Annotated in this window: 12 protein-coding genes; 5 read left to right on the top strand and 7 right to left on the bottom strand. The window is 47.6% G+C overall.

Annotation, left to right across the window (positions count from 1 at the left end):
• The first annotated feature begins 37 nt into the window (after positions 1-37).
• The 3 genes from MHB43_RS06355 (at position 38) to MHB43_RS06345 (ending at position 2,129) form a co-directional block, all read left to right on the top strand.
• A complete protein-coding gene (locus tag MHB43_RS06355; RefSeq protein WP_405131578.1) occupies positions 38-955 on the top strand; it encodes a helix-turn-helix transcriptional regulator in 918 nt (305 codons plus the stop codon).
• 83 nt (positions 956-1,038) lie between these two features.
• Positions 1,039-1,548 carry a DinB family protein gene (locus MHB43_RS06350; RefSeq protein WP_405131577.1) on the top strand — a complete coding sequence of 170 codons (510 nt, stop codon included), beginning with the start codon at positions 1,039-1,041 and terminating at the stop codon, positions 1,546-1,548.
• An 11-nt stretch (positions 1,549-1,559) separates the two neighbouring features.
• Entirely contained in the window at positions 1,560-2,129 is a 570-nt protein-coding gene (locus MHB43_RS06345; protein ID WP_405131576.1) for a YdeI family protein, read from the top strand.
• Positions 2,130-2,192: 63 nt separating this feature from the next.
• Here MHB43_RS06345 and MHB43_RS06340 read toward each other — a convergent pair whose 3' ends face one another.
• Positions 2,193-3,059: a helix-turn-helix domain-containing protein gene (locus MHB43_RS06340; RefSeq protein WP_405131575.1), complete on the bottom strand. Its 867-nt coding sequence runs from the start codon at positions 3,057-3,059 to the stop codon at positions 2,193-2,195.
• 171 nt (positions 3,060-3,230) lie between these two features.
• On the opposite strand from MHB43_RS06340, the gene MHB43_RS06335 reads away from it, so the two are divergent.
• Both MHB43_RS06335 and MHB43_RS06330 read left to right on the top strand, forming a co-directional pair.
• Positions 3,231-4,745: a glycoside hydrolase family 43 protein gene (locus MHB43_RS06335; protein WP_405132399.1), complete on the top strand. Its 1,515-nt coding sequence runs from the start codon at positions 3,231-3,233 to the stop codon at positions 4,743-4,745.
• A gap of 317 nt (positions 4,746-5,062) precedes the next feature.
• Positions 5,063-7,363: a helix-turn-helix domain-containing protein gene (locus MHB43_RS06330; RefSeq protein ID WP_405131574.1), complete on the top strand. Its 2,301-nt coding sequence runs from the start codon at positions 5,063-5,065 to the stop codon at positions 7,361-7,363.
• Positions 7,364-7,514: 151 nt separating this feature from the next.
• Here MHB43_RS06330 and MHB43_RS06325 read toward each other — a convergent pair whose 3' ends face one another.
• From MHB43_RS06325 to MHB43_RS06300, 6 genes are all read right to left on the bottom strand, one after another.
• Positions 7,515-8,567, bottom strand: a complete 1,053-nt coding sequence (locus tag MHB43_RS06325; protein WP_405131573.1) for a glycoside hydrolase family 18 protein — start codon at positions 8,565-8,567, stop codon at positions 7,515-7,517.
• A gap of 5 nt (positions 8,568-8,572) precedes the next feature.
• A complete protein-coding gene (locus MHB43_RS06320) occupies positions 8,573-11,206 on the bottom strand; it encodes a transglutaminase domain-containing protein (protein WP_405131572.1) in 2,634 nt (877 codons plus the stop codon).
• Positions 11,207-11,213: 7 nt separating this feature from the next.
• Positions 11,214-12,236 carry a carbohydrate-binding family 9-like protein gene (locus tag MHB43_RS06315; RefSeq protein WP_405131571.1) on the bottom strand — a complete coding sequence of 341 codons (1,023 nt, stop codon included), beginning with the start codon at positions 12,234-12,236 and terminating at the stop codon, positions 11,214-11,216.
• 63 nt (positions 12,237-12,299) lie between these two features.
• The gene (locus tag MHB43_RS06310; protein ID WP_336759226.1) at positions 12,300-13,586 is read right to left on the bottom strand and encodes an alpha-L-fucosidase; all 1,287 of its coding nucleotides are present in this window, start codon (positions 13,584-13,586) and stop codon (positions 12,300-12,302) included.
• Positions 13,587-13,635: 49 nt separating this feature from the next.
• On the bottom strand, positions 13,636-15,231 hold the full coding sequence (locus MHB43_RS06305; protein ID WP_405131570.1) for an extracellular solute-binding protein: 1,596 nt from the start codon (positions 15,229-15,231) through the stop codon (positions 13,636-13,638).
• A gap of 41 nt (positions 15,232-15,272) precedes the next feature.
• The gene (locus MHB43_RS06300) at positions 15,273-16,181 is read right to left on the bottom strand and encodes a carbohydrate ABC transporter permease (protein ID WP_036668765.1); all 909 of its coding nucleotides are present in this window, start codon (positions 16,179-16,181) and stop codon (positions 15,273-15,275) included.
• Positions 16,182-16,188 lie beyond the last annotated feature (7 nt).

The raw sequence follows: 16,188 nt of genomic DNA, 5'->3' as shown, positions 1-16,188 counted from the left end.
TGTAATGACAAAATGGAATAACGGGCGGGGATACCTTTTGAAATTGGAGCGCTTAATCTCAATCATATATAAACTGCTGAACCACGAAGTATTGTCTGCTTCCACCTTGGCAGAAGAGTTTCAGGTGTCCCCAAGAACGATCTATCGGGATATTGATGTGATCTGTGCCGCCGGCTTCCCGGTCGTCTCCCATCAGGGACTCAAAGGCGGCTACGGCATGATGGACGGATACAAGATGGATAAAAGCTTGCTCGGTTCTTATGATGTGAATTCCCTGATCACGGTCCTGAGCAGTCTATCCACAGTATTCGAAGATGCACGTGCACAAGGCACGATTGAACGTCTGCAAACGATTGGACCGGAGCATCAAACCTCAAGTCTGTCGGTGGATCTGGAGACTCGCCGAACAGAACCTGATGCCCTTCCTCATCTGCGTAAAGGTATTACGGATCATCAGGTTGTCCGTTTTGACTACATCAATACTAAGAATGAACATACCCCACGCCATCTGGAACCGGTAAGACTTCATTTTAAATATCGTAATTGGTATGTATATGGATTTTGCCAGACACGGCAGGATTATCGCGAGTTCCGACTGTCCCGGATGATGAATGTGCAACTGACATCGAAACACTTTCAACCCCACCTTGAGCTTCCCCAAGAGACAGTTGTGTCAGATCCGTCATGGCAAGATCAGGTAAGTGATGTGGTATTCCGGGTGAACCCGGAAGCGCTCGCGGAAGCCATGGATCATTTTCAACAGGCAGATAAGCAATTTCACGAGGATGGAAGTATGACGATGCGTATCTCGGTTCATCTGCCGTTACAAGCCAAGTGGTTATGGTCGTTTCTACTTAGTTTGGGTAGTGGCGCTGAGGTACTTGAACCGATTGAATTACGAGGCATACTGAAAGAACAACTTCGAAACGCACTTAAGCTCTATGAAGAAGTATGACACGCTGTTGTCATACTTCTTTTTTTATAATCATCTCAGTAAGTTCATCCAATCCATCGCCAAATTAAAGGAGACGATCATCAATGAATTATCCGGAACAAATGTATAACTACCACGCATGGGCCACTCAAACCATCCTGGGCAGAATCAAGGAACTTCCCTCTTCTGTCCTGAGTCATGAAGTGAACAGTTCGTTTCCAACCATCGCTCATGCACTCAGCCATATCTATGCGGTCGATAAGATGTGGTACCTGGTGTTAACCGGCACAGGTATGCCCGAGGCACTGCAAGCATGCATACCTCTCAATAGTGAAATTCACGGTTCTGTGGATGAGTACATCCAATGTTTTACCGACCTGTCGGCACAATACAGTGAGTGGTTACGAGGCCAAGCTGATCTGGAGCAAACCATTCTACTCGAGAATCCATTTGCAGGAGTTCGCGAAACCAGCTTATCGGACATGGTAATCCATGTGGTTAACCACGGAACCTATCATCGAGGCAATATTTCTACCATGCTGCGTCAATTGGGGCATGCCTCCATCATGAATGACTATTCACTCTTTTGGTATCAGGAACCGGCTCAAGTATAGTTGACAATCGAATGGAAAATGTACATTGTATCCCCGTGACGTCGAGGGATGAATTGAGAAATTGGTTGCGGACACATGGAAAAGTTGAGAAATCTTGCTGGGTCATTGTAAGCATGAAACCAACTTCTGATACCCTGCTGTACTTGGATGTGGTTGAGGAGTCGCTATGCTTCGGCTGGATCGATGGTGTCAAAAAGAAAATATCCGAGACCCAATTAGCACAGAGATTATCTCCTCGAAGCAAACGAAGCTCTTGGACTGAATTGAACAAGGAACGTGTCCGTCGTCTTGAAAAGTTGGGCCTCATGCATGACGAGGGTAGAAGGGTTCTTCCTGTGATGGACCCGACTGCTTTCATCATCGATGCCGTCATCGAACAAAGGCTGAAAGAGGACCAACAGGTGTATGCGAACTTCTTGGCCTTCCCTGCCCTGTATCAAAACGTTCGGATTGATACGATCCAAAGTGTTAAAGATCAGCCAGCATTATTCCAGAGCAGATTGGATAAATTCATAACCAACACGAAGGAAAATAAAATGTACGGTCAATGGCATGACAACGGACGCCTTCTGGATGATTAAAGTGTCCCTGAGACAGCAAACAGGACCTCCCTTTGAGGAGGCCCTGCTTTGATGTTTTCCATATTAATGAGTCTGCCTGTATGTTTTGGGAGACTCGCCAAAGGCTCTCTTAAACTGGCGGGTGAAATAATTACTGTCGTTAAACCCGCATTCATACGAAATTTCCGTAATGGACAAGTTCCCGTTTTTCAACAAATGACATGCCTTCTCCAGACGCAACTTCTGCAGATAAGAGATCGGGGTCATCTGATAATAGGATCGAAAAATCCGATTCAGATGCCTTATTGAGATATTCGACTTCCCCGCAATATCCTCCAGCGACAGTGGCTCAAGATAATGATCTTCAATAAATGAAATGGCATTTGCCAGATGCATCAGATTATTACCTTCGATTCCTTTCTCCTGTGTATCATATTGCCTCGACAAATAAACAACCATCTCCGTAAGACGTGAGATCAACATCGTCTGATACCCTTGCTGTTTACTCTGATACTCCTCAATCATGAACGATATCAGCGATTCTACATACTCCAGACTGGAAATGGATAACGCCAATTTACTCGGAAAGGAGTGAATATTACGATAAAACGGTTCCAAAACAAACAGCGCCTGGAAGCCGTTAGATTTTCTCAGATCGGGCCCAGCCGAAGCAAGCATCTCGGGACTGAACATAACGTTACAGATCCTAAAATCATGAGGGTCTTTGTACGCATGATGGGTGTCGCCATTGATCACGAACGCGTTTCCTTTTTTGATAAAAAATTCTTCGGTGTTCACCACATGAGTTGCATGACCATTCAGGACAATCACAAGTTCCGTAAAATCCATATGATTATGAAGCTCCATGTCCTCAACATGTCCACCGTACTGAATAAAAAACGGAAATTGTTGATGATCTGAAGTAAACCATCTCAAATATGCATTACTCAAAAGCATTCCCCTCCACGAACATTGTTGGGTTGAATGTCTATATCATGCTATTCCAGGACCGAAAAATCAAGGTGTAATATACTAAAAGGCGTTATAATTCGCCTTGTAGCAGGGATTTTCAATGTGTCCAGATTCATACTAAACTCTCACAATGAATAGGAGCATAACATGATAAAATATACCAATCCGGTGATTCCTGGGTTTTATCCAGATCCGAGTATCTGCCGTGTAGATGAAGACTATTATCTGGTAACCAGTACCTTTGAATATTTCCCTGGTGTGCCCATCTTCCACAGCAAAGACCTTGTGAACTGGCGACAGATCGGCCATGTCCTTACTACCCCAGAACAACTTCCTTTAGCAAATGCAGGCAGCTCTGGCGGCATTTATGCCCCAACACTCAGGTATCATGATGGTTGGTTCTATATGACAACAACCAATGTCAGTGGCGGCGGAAATTTTTATGTACGCAGCATCCAACCTGAAGGGCCATGGTCTGCTCCCATCTTCGTTGATCAAGATGGTATAGATCCCTCTTTTCTATTTGACGAAGATGGTCGTGTGTATTTCCAAACAGCCTGTATTGGAAATGAAGGCGAGGGCATCTATCAGTGTGAGATAGACATCAAGACAGGAGCCAAACTAACCAATAGCCGATTGATCTGGACCGGAACCGGAGGAGCAGCACCCGAAGCCCCCCACCTGTACAAAATAAACGACTTCTACTATTTGATGATCGCCGAAGGTGGAACCGAGTATGGTCATATGGAGACCATTGCTCGGAGTACAGATCCATACGGACCATTTGATCCGTGTCCTCATAATCCGATTCTATCCAATCGAAGCATGAAATCCAGTATCCATGCAACCGGTCATGCAGACCTTGTCCAGATCCAGGATGGAAGCTGGTGGGCCGTATGTCTGGGCCTTCGTCCAGCAGGTTACCCCATGCGGCACCATCTGGGACGCGAAACCTTCCTGGCACCTGTCACTTGGACGGAAGACGGTTGGCCAATGATCGGTGTGGACGGACATATTGAGCCGGAGATGTCCAAACCTTCGTTGCCTGAGCACCCTTGGACACCTCAGGCTATCCGGGATCATTTTGACGAACCAACATTGGACATGAACTGGATCTTCTTGCGAAACCCGGCTCCGGATAGTTGGACGCTCACAGAAAATCCCGGGCAACTCATCCTGCGGGGTAACCCGGTTTCACTTGATGATGGACAAAATCCAGCCTTTGTTGGACGTCGATTGAGCCATTTCTTATGCAATATGGCTACCGAGCTGCGTTATGAGCCAAATGCGAGCGGTGAAGAAGCCGGATTAACCTTATTTATGAATGATAAATATCATTACGATTTGGCTGTAACACAGATCGATGGGCAGAAGAAAATCGTATTGCGACGAACCGTCGGCTCTCTGCGAACCGAACAGGTGCTTGACTGTGACACGGGGCGGGTTGTATTACAAATCAAGGCTGACCGGAATAACTTCACGTTCCTCTACCAGCAAGGTTCGTCCGATGCCATCGAAGTGGGTTCAGGGGAAACACATCTGTTATCTACCGAAGTGGCAAGTGGTTTCACAGGTGTGATGATCGCCATGTACGCTTATGCTCCATCGGGGGAGTGTACGCCTGCAAGTTTCGATTTGTTTGACTATGAACCTCTGGAAGAATAATCGTTTTAACTCCTATACTCAATAATTAGAAAATATAATATATGATCAGCTCAAATATATCCCCTTAAAGTAGATACTCTTTGAAAAACCTTGTGTGGTAGCATAAGGAAATGAGTGAACTTTGAGGGGATTTTGCTATCTTTATATCTTTCTCGATAATTGCTCTGAAATTTATTAAAGTTCTCCATTGCTTTATTAGAGAAGTTCTCCTAGTATTTTTAGTAAGAACACCCCAGCAGCTCTCATCTGGCAATACCTTCACTGCCCATATGAGAGCGCTATCGCTGCAGCACGAAAGAAAACGGGAGGTTGCAGATATGAAATGGAATCACTTCAAGTCCAAGCTTCTGCTTAAGTACACACTATCCTATATCTCCATTTTCCTTATCCCTCTTGTTATTTTAACCATCATTATTTATCACAACGCTGTGAACACGCTCCGTTCAGAGATTGAACAGACCAATGTCAATCAGCTCACTCAAGCCAAAACCGTCATCGATGATCGCATGAAGGAATTACAGGACATCGCTTTTCGCATCGCGTACGATGAGCAGTTAACGCGGTATTGGACCCACCATCCGTACTATAGCCGGGAATCAATCGGTGCATTGGTCAAATACAAAGCCACCAGTTCCATTATCGATGAGTTATTCCTGTTCTTCCGCGGAGATGATAACATCTATTCTTCTCAAGGTTCTGAGAATCTGGATGTATTCACTGGCCGCTACAAATTTACTACGTGGAACAAAACAGACATGATCCGGGATTTGAATAACGTGCAGTCCCCCACGATACGTCCAGCGGAGCAGGTCGTCCAAGGAACCAGAATACCCAATTCCATGCTGGCCTATCTCGTACCGATTGCACCTAACAATACACCCGCCCATGGAACCGTCATGTACCTGATTCACGAGTCCAATCTGACAGGCTTAATTGATTCCATCCTCAGTGACTATCACGGGATGACGTATATTTTCGATAATTACGGGCAAGTACTGGCGGCCAATTACAAGGGAGAAATCATATCCGAGCAAGAAGTTAACGCTCTGTTTACTCTTGAACCCGGGACGCATAGCATCTCCTTAAATCAAGAACCACATTCGGTTGTATCTGTTAAATCGGATGCGGGTTGGACTTATGTGACCGCTATGCCCAGCAACCAATTTTTCAGCCGAATCGTTCATATTCGCACCTTTGTTGTTCTCGTTTTCTCCTTCATGGTGGTGATGGGCACGTTCCTCGCCATTATGTTGGCCCGGAGACAGTATCATCCGATTTCAGACTTAATGGAGTTCATTCGGTTGAAGAATGATCCTGATCCATCTTCCACCACCAACGAGCTGGAATGGATCAAGAAAACACTGCATGATTATAGTCAGCGTGTAGATCTTCAGGAGCCCTATGCCCGCAATCACATTTTGCTCATGTTGCTGAAGCATGGTCACACCGGAGATTTCCCCTCTGAGTTTACGGATAAGCTTGGCATACGCTTTAACCGATCCCATTATTTTGTCATGATCATGGGCTGGGAAATGCATGCTTTTCCTAACGGTGATAGCCCCGAGCAACCTACTGTCATGCAGCTGATGAACGATGTGGAGCTGCCGGAGTTGTCCGCTTATGCTTACGGCGTGGAGCAGCCACAGGCAAACCAATTGGCCCTTATCATAGGATTTGATGCCGAAATAGAGCATGAAGGTAGCCTAAATGCCCGTATGGAGCCTATCGTTGAAAAACTGCAAGGGATGGTGACGGAGCACACCGGCGTCGCGCCCGCAATCGGGATAGGTAATCGATACAGTTATCCAGAGCAACTGAATCAGTCCTACATCGAGGCATCGACCGCTCTTGAAGCATCGATGCTGCATGGACAGGGCAGCAGTACCTACTTCAACGCCCTTTCCGGCTCCAGTGCACAGGATGCTTCCTTCTGGGTCCCTAAGGATGTACTGTTGAAGCTGGTTCAGAGCTTAAAACAGGGTAGCTATGATGTGGCGGTTCAGATGGTGTCGATCGCATTAAACAACCTGAAAGCCGAAATGCCGTCCGTGCCACTGCTGCGTTGCATCTGCTTTGATATTCTGAATACCATGCTAAAAACCGCTTCGGAGCTTGGAATCCATCATGTGGTTGATCAACTTCCAAGGATCACTTCCTACGACTCGTTGGAGGACTTGGAGAAAAAGCTGACAGGCCTTGCCGCCGAAATCTGCGCCCATGTCGAGGCGAAGAGTGAGACGGAAGAAAGCTCTCTTATGGATGAAATCGTTGCTTATATCGATGCCAATTTCTCTGATTATGATCTCAGTCTGGGTACGATTTCATCAAAGTTCACGATCTCTTCATCCTATTTCAGTCGTTCTTTCAAAGAAAAGATCGGCATGAACTTTACCCAATATATCTGGCAGAAACGGATGGATGAGGTCATTCGACTACTGCTGCATACTACCGATCCGTTAAAAGATATCATCACGCGTGTCGGTTACCTGGATACACCAAACTTCATCCGCAAATTCAAAAAAGAGACGGGTTATACCCCAGGGCAATACCGTAAAATGCACCGTCCCAACGGCTCCGCCGATTCCCCTGATGATGACGACGAGGAATGTATTGGATAAAGGGAGACATCGTCTAACATGTGCCTGATTCATTAGACCGAACTAACGCAAACAAGGGGCCGTCCTATACGTCATGCTCATAACGTATAGGACGGCCCCTTCGTATGTTTTTAGTCCGTAGACATAATCTAATTCGTCGCGGCCGGCGGCCTTATCCGATTTTCCCAACCGGAAGATCCTTCAGCCCTTGATGCACTGCACCCAGCAAACGGTGAGTAGGATCACAACCGTACTCCCAGAACATGATTCCGGCCAGACCTTGTTCCTTTACGTAATCACATTTGCAATGGATCGATTCTTCATCATCATAAGATATGAGGCTGGACCCATTAAACAGAAACGGTGCACAGGCTTCCTCATCCCAATAACGGATGTATCCATTCTTGTTGATGTACTTCGCTTCCAGCTCTGCAAATGACGGACCGTAGCCGCCTGTGCTACCAGCCATTTGATGGAGCCCGTGGTTTTGGTCAGGAACCTCATTCCAGATCCGGGAATAGAACGCAGCTCCGATCACAATTTTCTCCTTCGGGACACCAGCGCGAACAAACAGGTTCACGGAAGCATCCGTACTAATTCGAAACAGATCTCCTGTTGGCGTGTACAGATTCGTATGGTGTCCGGTCAGAACCTGAAAACCGCCACGCATATCATAGGTCATCAACTGGACATAGTCCAGATACTGCTGCACGTCAGCCATCTCTGTACCGTCTACGTAGTATTGGTCAGCACCTGCCGCAATGGTGAGCAGATAATGACGGTCATCCGCTTCTCCCTTGGCACTCAGTGCCTCCCGGATTGTCTTGAGAAGTAAGGTGAAATTCCGTTTATCATCTGGGCTGGATGCGATACCAGCTTCACCGTAACAAGGATATTCCCAGTCCAGATCGATCCCATCAAAAGGATATTCCTCCAGCACCCTAACCGCTGATTCAGCCATGCTGTCCCTCCCCGCCTGGGTTGAGGCGGCTTCAGAAAAACCGCCAGCGCTCCATCCACCTACAGACAACAGCACTGTAAGATTTGGATGCTCCCGCTTGATGTTCTGGATAACGTGACCGTTTTTTAAATGCTCGGTGGTGATTGCATCATTTTTGACATGTCCGAAGGCTACGTTCAGATGTGTTAACTTCGACAGATCCTCATGTGCCATATCGGGGAGAACTGAATCAACAGCATAACCCGCAGCAATATATTTGGTCACTCTCTTCACTCCGATCCGTTCGATGATTGAGATATCGCAGCAGCAATCTGCAGGGCTTCCTTCCCGGTACCGATCTTGTACCCGGAAGCCGTATAACGGATTTGATGCTGAGTATCCAGTACAAACAAATGTGGATAACCTGCTTCGTGAGCTGTAGGCTTTGAAATGTAACCGGACAAGGAAGCATAACTGGAATCTCGTGCAAAAACCGTGCGCACAGGAAGCTTCGGATAACCAACAGGATCAAAGGAAGCGTTCCATTCTGCATCTCCGATTATGAGTACGATTGGTATACCCAGCTTATCCAGCGGCTCTGCCAGCTCGCACAGTTCACGAATCAGATGTTTGGTCGGTTCCCGCTCCGGTTCAATCCAGGCAGCAATGGCACTCTCCGATCCCAGAAGTTCCTCCAGTTCCACCTCTGAACCATCCAGACGGGTCAGAATACTTTCTGGTACCAGTTTACCCAGTACAGGAATATCAACCTCATTCTCGCGATAAGACAATACAACCTCAGTGGTATCTCCGGCGCTCACGGTAAAGTAAATAAAGCGTACTTTTGCCGTTCCATCTTTCAGACGAATGCCTGTCGTTAAGCGATAAGCGCCTGCTTCAACCTCATATGGTTCGTTATAGACATCCGTACTGCCATAAGGATAAATCAATGTCGTGTAGATGCCATCTTTCAGACGGGCAAACGAGAAGTTTTCGAAATAAGATGCTGCAGGTGTGTCCTGTGGAGCTTTTATATCCCTATGAAGTTGGAGCATTCCCCAGCTTCTGCTCTCCTGAGTTAGAGGTGAGGTGAGACTAACTACTGCATCCTCCCAGCCTCTGTCACTTAGATACTGTGGTTTCTGTGCGCTCGGATGTAATCGGGCCGGAATACCCAAACTGCGACATACAGCCACAAACAAAATATCCAGCGACTGAGAGTCTCCCTTCATTAGACTATACGTCCCTATTGGATTCCCTTTGCCTTTTAGATTGGGAAGATCTTCATAGTATTCATACTGCTGTTCCAGTATTTGGGCAATTAGCGAGGGATTCTCCCTGAAAGTTGCCGCTTCATCTGCCGAAAAGGCATTCTGGAATACACCCCGATAAGGGACCAGCATCTCATAGGAGATCCGCGGACACAGGATGTATCTCACGAACGTATCTTCCGCCCATGACCCTTGCTGCGAGAGCGCACCGATCAGATGATCGTCCAGCGTCTGACGAAAGGTATCCATTAAATCTTTTTCATTCATCGACTCCAACAACCGGAGCGGCCACTCACCATATGCATTGGAACGTTCCTCCAGAAAAGCTGCGATTTCGCGACTGTTCCCTCGTGCCTTCCGTAGAATGTCCCATACCCGTTCCGAAGGCAGTCCAGCCGAACGAGCCAAAGCAAACGCCTCTTCCTCACTCAGGAATGTACCCTCATATCCACTCCGAATCTTCGTGCCTTCCTCCAGGCGGCGGTTGTGATCCCGGATCTTCTCTTCCGGTAATGCAGTCACTACTTCTCCCTCCCCTTCCGGAGGGGGAACCATATCAAAATCCACGATCCCTGATGGCTGCTCTGACGAGTTCAACACTAGCTCAACATGATCGCTGTCCTGAGCCTTGTATAGGATTTCACTCCACTTGCCGCTGCTGACCGCACGAATCAAAAGTTCGCCATAGCCTGTCTTAAAAGCAGCTTCCCCTTGTGCGTCCGTCCTGATTTCGGCAATCGGATAGAATTCAGCGGTATTGTACAGCTCAAAACGGACACTCGCGCCGAGTACAGGCTCTCCCTGTTCATTTTTCACCTTCACATAAATGTTGCGTGTGGGCGCATAGTTCTCAAGCAAATTAATTTCCGTAAATCCCTTTTCGGAGAGCGTAATAGCCTCTGGTCCGGGATAGTCGGCATAGATCCTCGTATTAATCAGCATGGCCCTGCGGGCTGGTGGGCTGAACCACCCTTGGTTCAGACGGGCTTCAGGCTCGCATGCCCCGATGTAATACCATTGACCATCTGCCCAGGCTTCTACCCAAGCATGATTACTGTCACAGTGAGCCCAGCGCGGTGTGTAGACCTGACGGGCAGGTATACCAATGCTGCGAAGAGCGGCCACCGCCAGCGTGGACTCTTCGCCGCATCGACCGCGAGCATTCCGGATCATCGTCTGCGGCGATATCGTGCGCAGATCGCTGCCGATATAGGTCGCTTTCTCATGACACCAGTAATTGGTCTCTAGAATGGCATCCGCCATGGATAACTTCGTTGTCCGCTCGGCTAATTCGTCATATATCAAACCGCGGAAATCTTCAATATTCTCCGTATTTATGCGATAAGGCAGTACAAAATGAAGGAACAAATGATCAGGAACGCGTTCTCCCCAAGGCACACGTTTGCGGGTGTCCAAAGCCTGGCGCACATGACTCAAGAACAAGGCCCCGTTATAATCAGCCATGTCGTTTACCGGCATATAAGCATAGACATACTTCAGTGCCCATGTCTCTTCTTGCGTTAGCTCCTGCTGAAAAACATGAAACAATTCCGATTTGCGGGCCTCTGCAAAACGTACCTTCTCCTGGAACTTCTGCTCAATCCTCTCCAATGACTGTGCATCAAGGGAAAACACCAAGGTTTGGCTGGTCATTGCGTTCTCACTCCTTCCACAGCTTTCCGTCTTCCCGAATACAGATCAAGGCCGTGCCATCCGAAGACGGCGCAGTAATCTGGAACAGGCTGCGAGTCGTTTCAATTACAGGCTCACAGCTCCACGATTCCTCACCCATAAGCAGCTTCACATCCTGTGTAAATTCACCATGGGTTTCATAATAATTGCGTTCACGGTAATAGAGCTTACGAAGCTCCCATTTGATTCGTTCGTCTTCCGTCAACTCAAACGAATGATCCGTTCCGTCATCCGAGAATACAACATAACCCCACAACTCCGGGTAATGCATATTGATGATGCCCATAGGTGACCACACCCAGTTGTCCTCCGGATAAGGTTTACCCGTATCTGGATTCAACACCTTGCGGTACTCACCGTCCTGTACCTCGGTTTGCCACTCCACACGCGAGAAGTTGACACGCCAGAACTCACCCGGCGCAGGTGGACGGTTTCCTTCGGCACATTCCTTTAGACTGGCCCAGGGAATCGCAACTTCCACGCTCCATTTCCGGTTCTCTGCATCAGGTCTGTTCAGTTCCCCATCGATATATACGGCCGTCTTGAGACCGCTGATATCCCAACCGTTAACCGGAGGCCCACCATCCCGATAAGGCTTCACTAATAACAGGTCCCATACCGTATTGAGCGCATTGATCTCGAACTCATAATATTGATGGGAATCCCCGTCGGGATCGATAAAAATTTCGAAGTCATTGTCATAAAAAATAACGGAATCACGTTCAGTCAGGGTAGCCCAGATCTGATCTTCAATCAGCTCGGCAGCAAAATAGAAATAGTCGTCATCCCACAGCATTTTTACCCGTGTCTGTTTCTCTGGCTTCGGACGAAGATCCCCTTCGATATCAACGAAATCATCCGTCCAATGAGCCGCATTCCAAAATGCCTTATCCACACGACCGTCTAACACCAACGGTTCCTGCGCACGCTTGCATATATAATGTTTGGGAGCATACTCAATCCTGGGTTCTGGCACTCCACTTCTGTTCATGTCACTCTCTCCAATTCGTAAGGGAGGGCATGCATCTACCAGCACATGCCCTCCCCGTAATGGTTAGTTATGGGTGACAACAGCTCCAGAGCCGCCGTACATTTCCAGCTCCTCATCAAATTCGAGCTTAAGAACGGTCACCTGTTCATGCGTGTCCTCCGGGGTCATCTTGATCCACGTTGTCCCCGGGATATTGAACCAAGGCACGCCCCCATGAATCTCATGATTCAGCTCTTTGCCCGAATGCAGCACGGTAATTTTCTTGATCGGATTGCAGAGACCCTTGATGCACACATTCTCTTTTGGATCGTCATACACAAACAGGTACAGCGTCTTTCGATCCTCGGATACGGTGCTTCCCCCCAGATAATAGCGGGGCATAATGCCTTCGCCCGTACCAAAGACGGCCTCTTCATGGGTTCGGATCCATGCTCCCAGCCCAAGCAGAATGTCCTCCTGCCTCTGATCGATGGTGCCATCTTCACGCGGACCGATATCCAGCAACATATTACCGCCCATCGAAATGCAGTCACAGAACATTCGAATGATCTGATTTAACGATTTGTATTTATGATCGGTTGGCACATAACCCCATGATGTGTTGATCGTGGTGCAGAATTCCCAGGGTCCCTCCGGTCTTGTGATCGGAATGCCTTGCTCAGGCGTTTTGTAATCCCCATAACCCTGCAGACGGGAGTTAATGATAATATCCGGATTGAAAGATTGCAGGTAATGCTTGAACTCCGGCAGATTCCACTGCTGGGCGCTCCGTTCCCAGTCCCCATCAAACCACAGCAGATCCACCTTTCCGTAATTTGTTAAAATCTCTCCCAGTTGGTGGTTATTGAATTGCAGGAACTTCTGCCACTTTACCTGATCCTGAACGCCGTCCACAGGACTTGAATGCCGGTTGACTCTGCTGAGATCCTCGGGTACTTTTCCACCTTCATACACGCTAGGATAATCCGGGTGTGACCAATCAATCAGCGAGTAATACATCCCCAGATGAATGCCCTTTTCCCGAATCGCTTCCGCATATTCCTTCACAATGTCACGATTCGCTGGTGTCTGTTTGACAACATTGAGGTCACTATATTGCGTATCCCATAACGCAACGCCGTCATGATGCTTCGTTGTTAATACGGCATACCGGGCACCAGACTTCTCAATCAAGTCCGCCCACTTCTCCGCATTAAATTCCGATGCCGTAAAACCATCCAACTGTTTCATATATTCTTCATAGGATATCCTGCCATTATAGAAGGACCAGGATTCCGCAACCCCGTCCACCGCATAGATGCCATAGTGGATGAATATCCCCAGTTTGGCTTCTTCAAACCATTTCTGCATAGCTGTCCACACCTCTTTCGAGAGTCCTTATCTGTGAAAAATCTTTAGGTCATTCTCCAGTATTCCAGCGGTCATATGCCCCCTGATACAGTTCGATGATACGGTCACTGCCCATTTTCTTCATCTGTGCAATGTACTTATCCCAGTTCTCAAGTGGTTCCTGGCCGGTCACAAACTTCGCTTCCATCTGTTTGACGTACGTATCCAGGTCAGACAATAGAGCGGTTGCTTCGCTTTGCTCTTCATTCGTCAGATAAACGTTAGGAAATGGTGCTTTTCCGATAGGGACCAACTTCTCTTGATTTTGCTGGTCAATCCACTCATCAAATTCGGTGCGAAGACCCTTCGCTACATCCGGATCATTAATACCCGGTGTCAAGATACCAAAGTTCGGCGTGATTTTACCCCGGTATTCCTCACGATCACCGCCGCCAGGAACGGGGAGCCACTCTTTCACGTGATTTTCCTTGTCTTTGAATTTCCACAGCACACCTTCCGGACCTTGATCGAACAGGGTCGCACCTTCATAGCTGTATAAATAATCAATCCATCGCATCGTCGCCTCGGGTGACGGGTTGCTGCTTGTAATAGCAAAGGTACCGCGAGCCGACATGCCCGGATGCTTGCCGTACACCGGAGAGTCTGCAATCTCGCTTTTTACTGGCGTCATCAGCGGATGATCCGTGCTAGGTTCACCACCAAGCGTGAAGTATGGATGGTAATCGTTGAACAGTGCAAGTTTGTTGCTCTCACCTTTAGCTTTTTTCTGATCACCTGTTTGAGAGAAGGTCTCATGATCCAGCAAGTCTTCCTTCCACAAGCGGTTCATGAATGTCAGATAACCTTTGTAACCTTCTTCTTGATAAGGATAGTGAACTTTTCCGTCCTTATCGGAATAGATGCCTTCGTTGTACATTCCCCAGAAGCCGAAGAAAAACATGCGAAGATCATCCAGTTTTACAGAAGTAAGCGGTATTTCATCTTGCTGGCCATTGCCATTAGGGTCTTCTTCTTTTACACGCTTAAGATACGTATACAATTCTTCAGTAGTTTTGGGCTCTTCTACGTTAAGTGCCTTCAAGAATTCCCCGTTGTACCACATTGGGCCTCTATACCACACGGCCGCTTTATCAATGAATGGGAGTGCATACATATGCCCGTCAGGCGTTGTAAATGATTTACGAACATCCGGGTTCTCATCGAGAATCTTTTTGATATTTGGGGCGTAACCTTCGTCAATGTATTTTTCCAACGGAATCAGAATGCCCTGGCTACCATAAGTCACCTGCTCAGCTGGCTTGAGGTCCGCAGCATAGAACATATCTGGCAAGTCCCCGCTCGCGAAAACCAGATTTTTCTTCGTTTCAAAGCTGTCGATTGGTGAGAGCTGGTACTCCAGCTTGATGCCCGACAGTTTCTCCATTTCTTGCAGCACAGGCATCGTGCTCCAGTCAGCCACACCCGCATCCTGAGACATAACCTTTAACGTTAGCGTTTCGTCTACAATCGGGAAGCCTTCTTTTTTGACCCCTTCAACATTAGAGGTTGTGCTTCCGTCTTCATTGGTTGAACCACAAGCTGCAAGCAATGTTGCTAATAAGGTGAGACAGAGTGTAATGGATGAAGCCTTGCGAAGCTTTTTCATGACAACAACTCCCCTTGTTTAATGTGGTATATGGATTAAGATCATCCCTTAACGGAACCGATCATAACACCCTGCACAAAGTAACGCTGTAGGAACGGATAGACTGCAATAACCGGAAGGGTGGCAACAATAATGACGGCATATTTAACCAGCGCAGCGATCTCCGCTTTGGTATTCATCGCCGTTGCTGAAGACGTATCGATAGCGCCTCCCCCTTGAGCCGCCATTTCCTGAAGCACCAGAATCTGGCGCAGAAAGAGCTGCAGCGGGTACTTGGAGGAATCATTCAGATAGATCATGGCACTGAAGTAGCTGTTCCAGTGTCCAACTCCGTAGAAGAGTGCCATCACTGCAATGATTGGCATAGAAAGCGGAAGCACGATTTTGATGAACAACCGCGTGTTGGTACACCCATCAATATGCGCCGCTTCCTGCAGCTCCTTGGGAATGGTCGATTGGAAGAACGTCCGGCAAACGATAATATTCCAGATGGATGCAGCTCCTGGCAGTATAAGTGCCCACATGCTGTTCACCATACCAAGATCCTTAACCAGCAGGTAACTTGGGACAAGCCCTCCGCCGAAGAACATCGTTACCATAAACATCGCCATGAAGAATCCGCGTCCCACAAAGTCCGAGCGGCTGAGCGCATAGGCTGCGGGTAGTGTAACAATCAGGTTAACGATGGTGCCTACAACGGTATAGATAATCGTATTTTTGTACCCAATCCAGATGTTGGTGTTCTCAAATACCCGGGCGTAACCTTCAAACGTAATCCCTTTTGGAAGTAGCCACATCTCACCGGAGGCTACATATTTGGGATCACTGATTGAAGCACTGATGATGTATAACAGCGGATACAGCACAATGACGAGCGCTACCGTCAGATAGATGTAATTGCACAATAAGAACAATTTATCACTTCTGCTTTCTTTCACAGCGGATGACATGTGTATT

Source organism: Paenibacillus sp. FSL H8-0317, from assembly GCF_045040685.1.
Lineage (GTDB): Bacteria > Bacillota > Bacilli > Paenibacillales > Paenibacillaceae > Paenibacillus.
The sequence above is the reverse complement of the archived record's forward strand: the minus strand, read 5'-3'. Positions and strand labels throughout refer to the sequence as shown.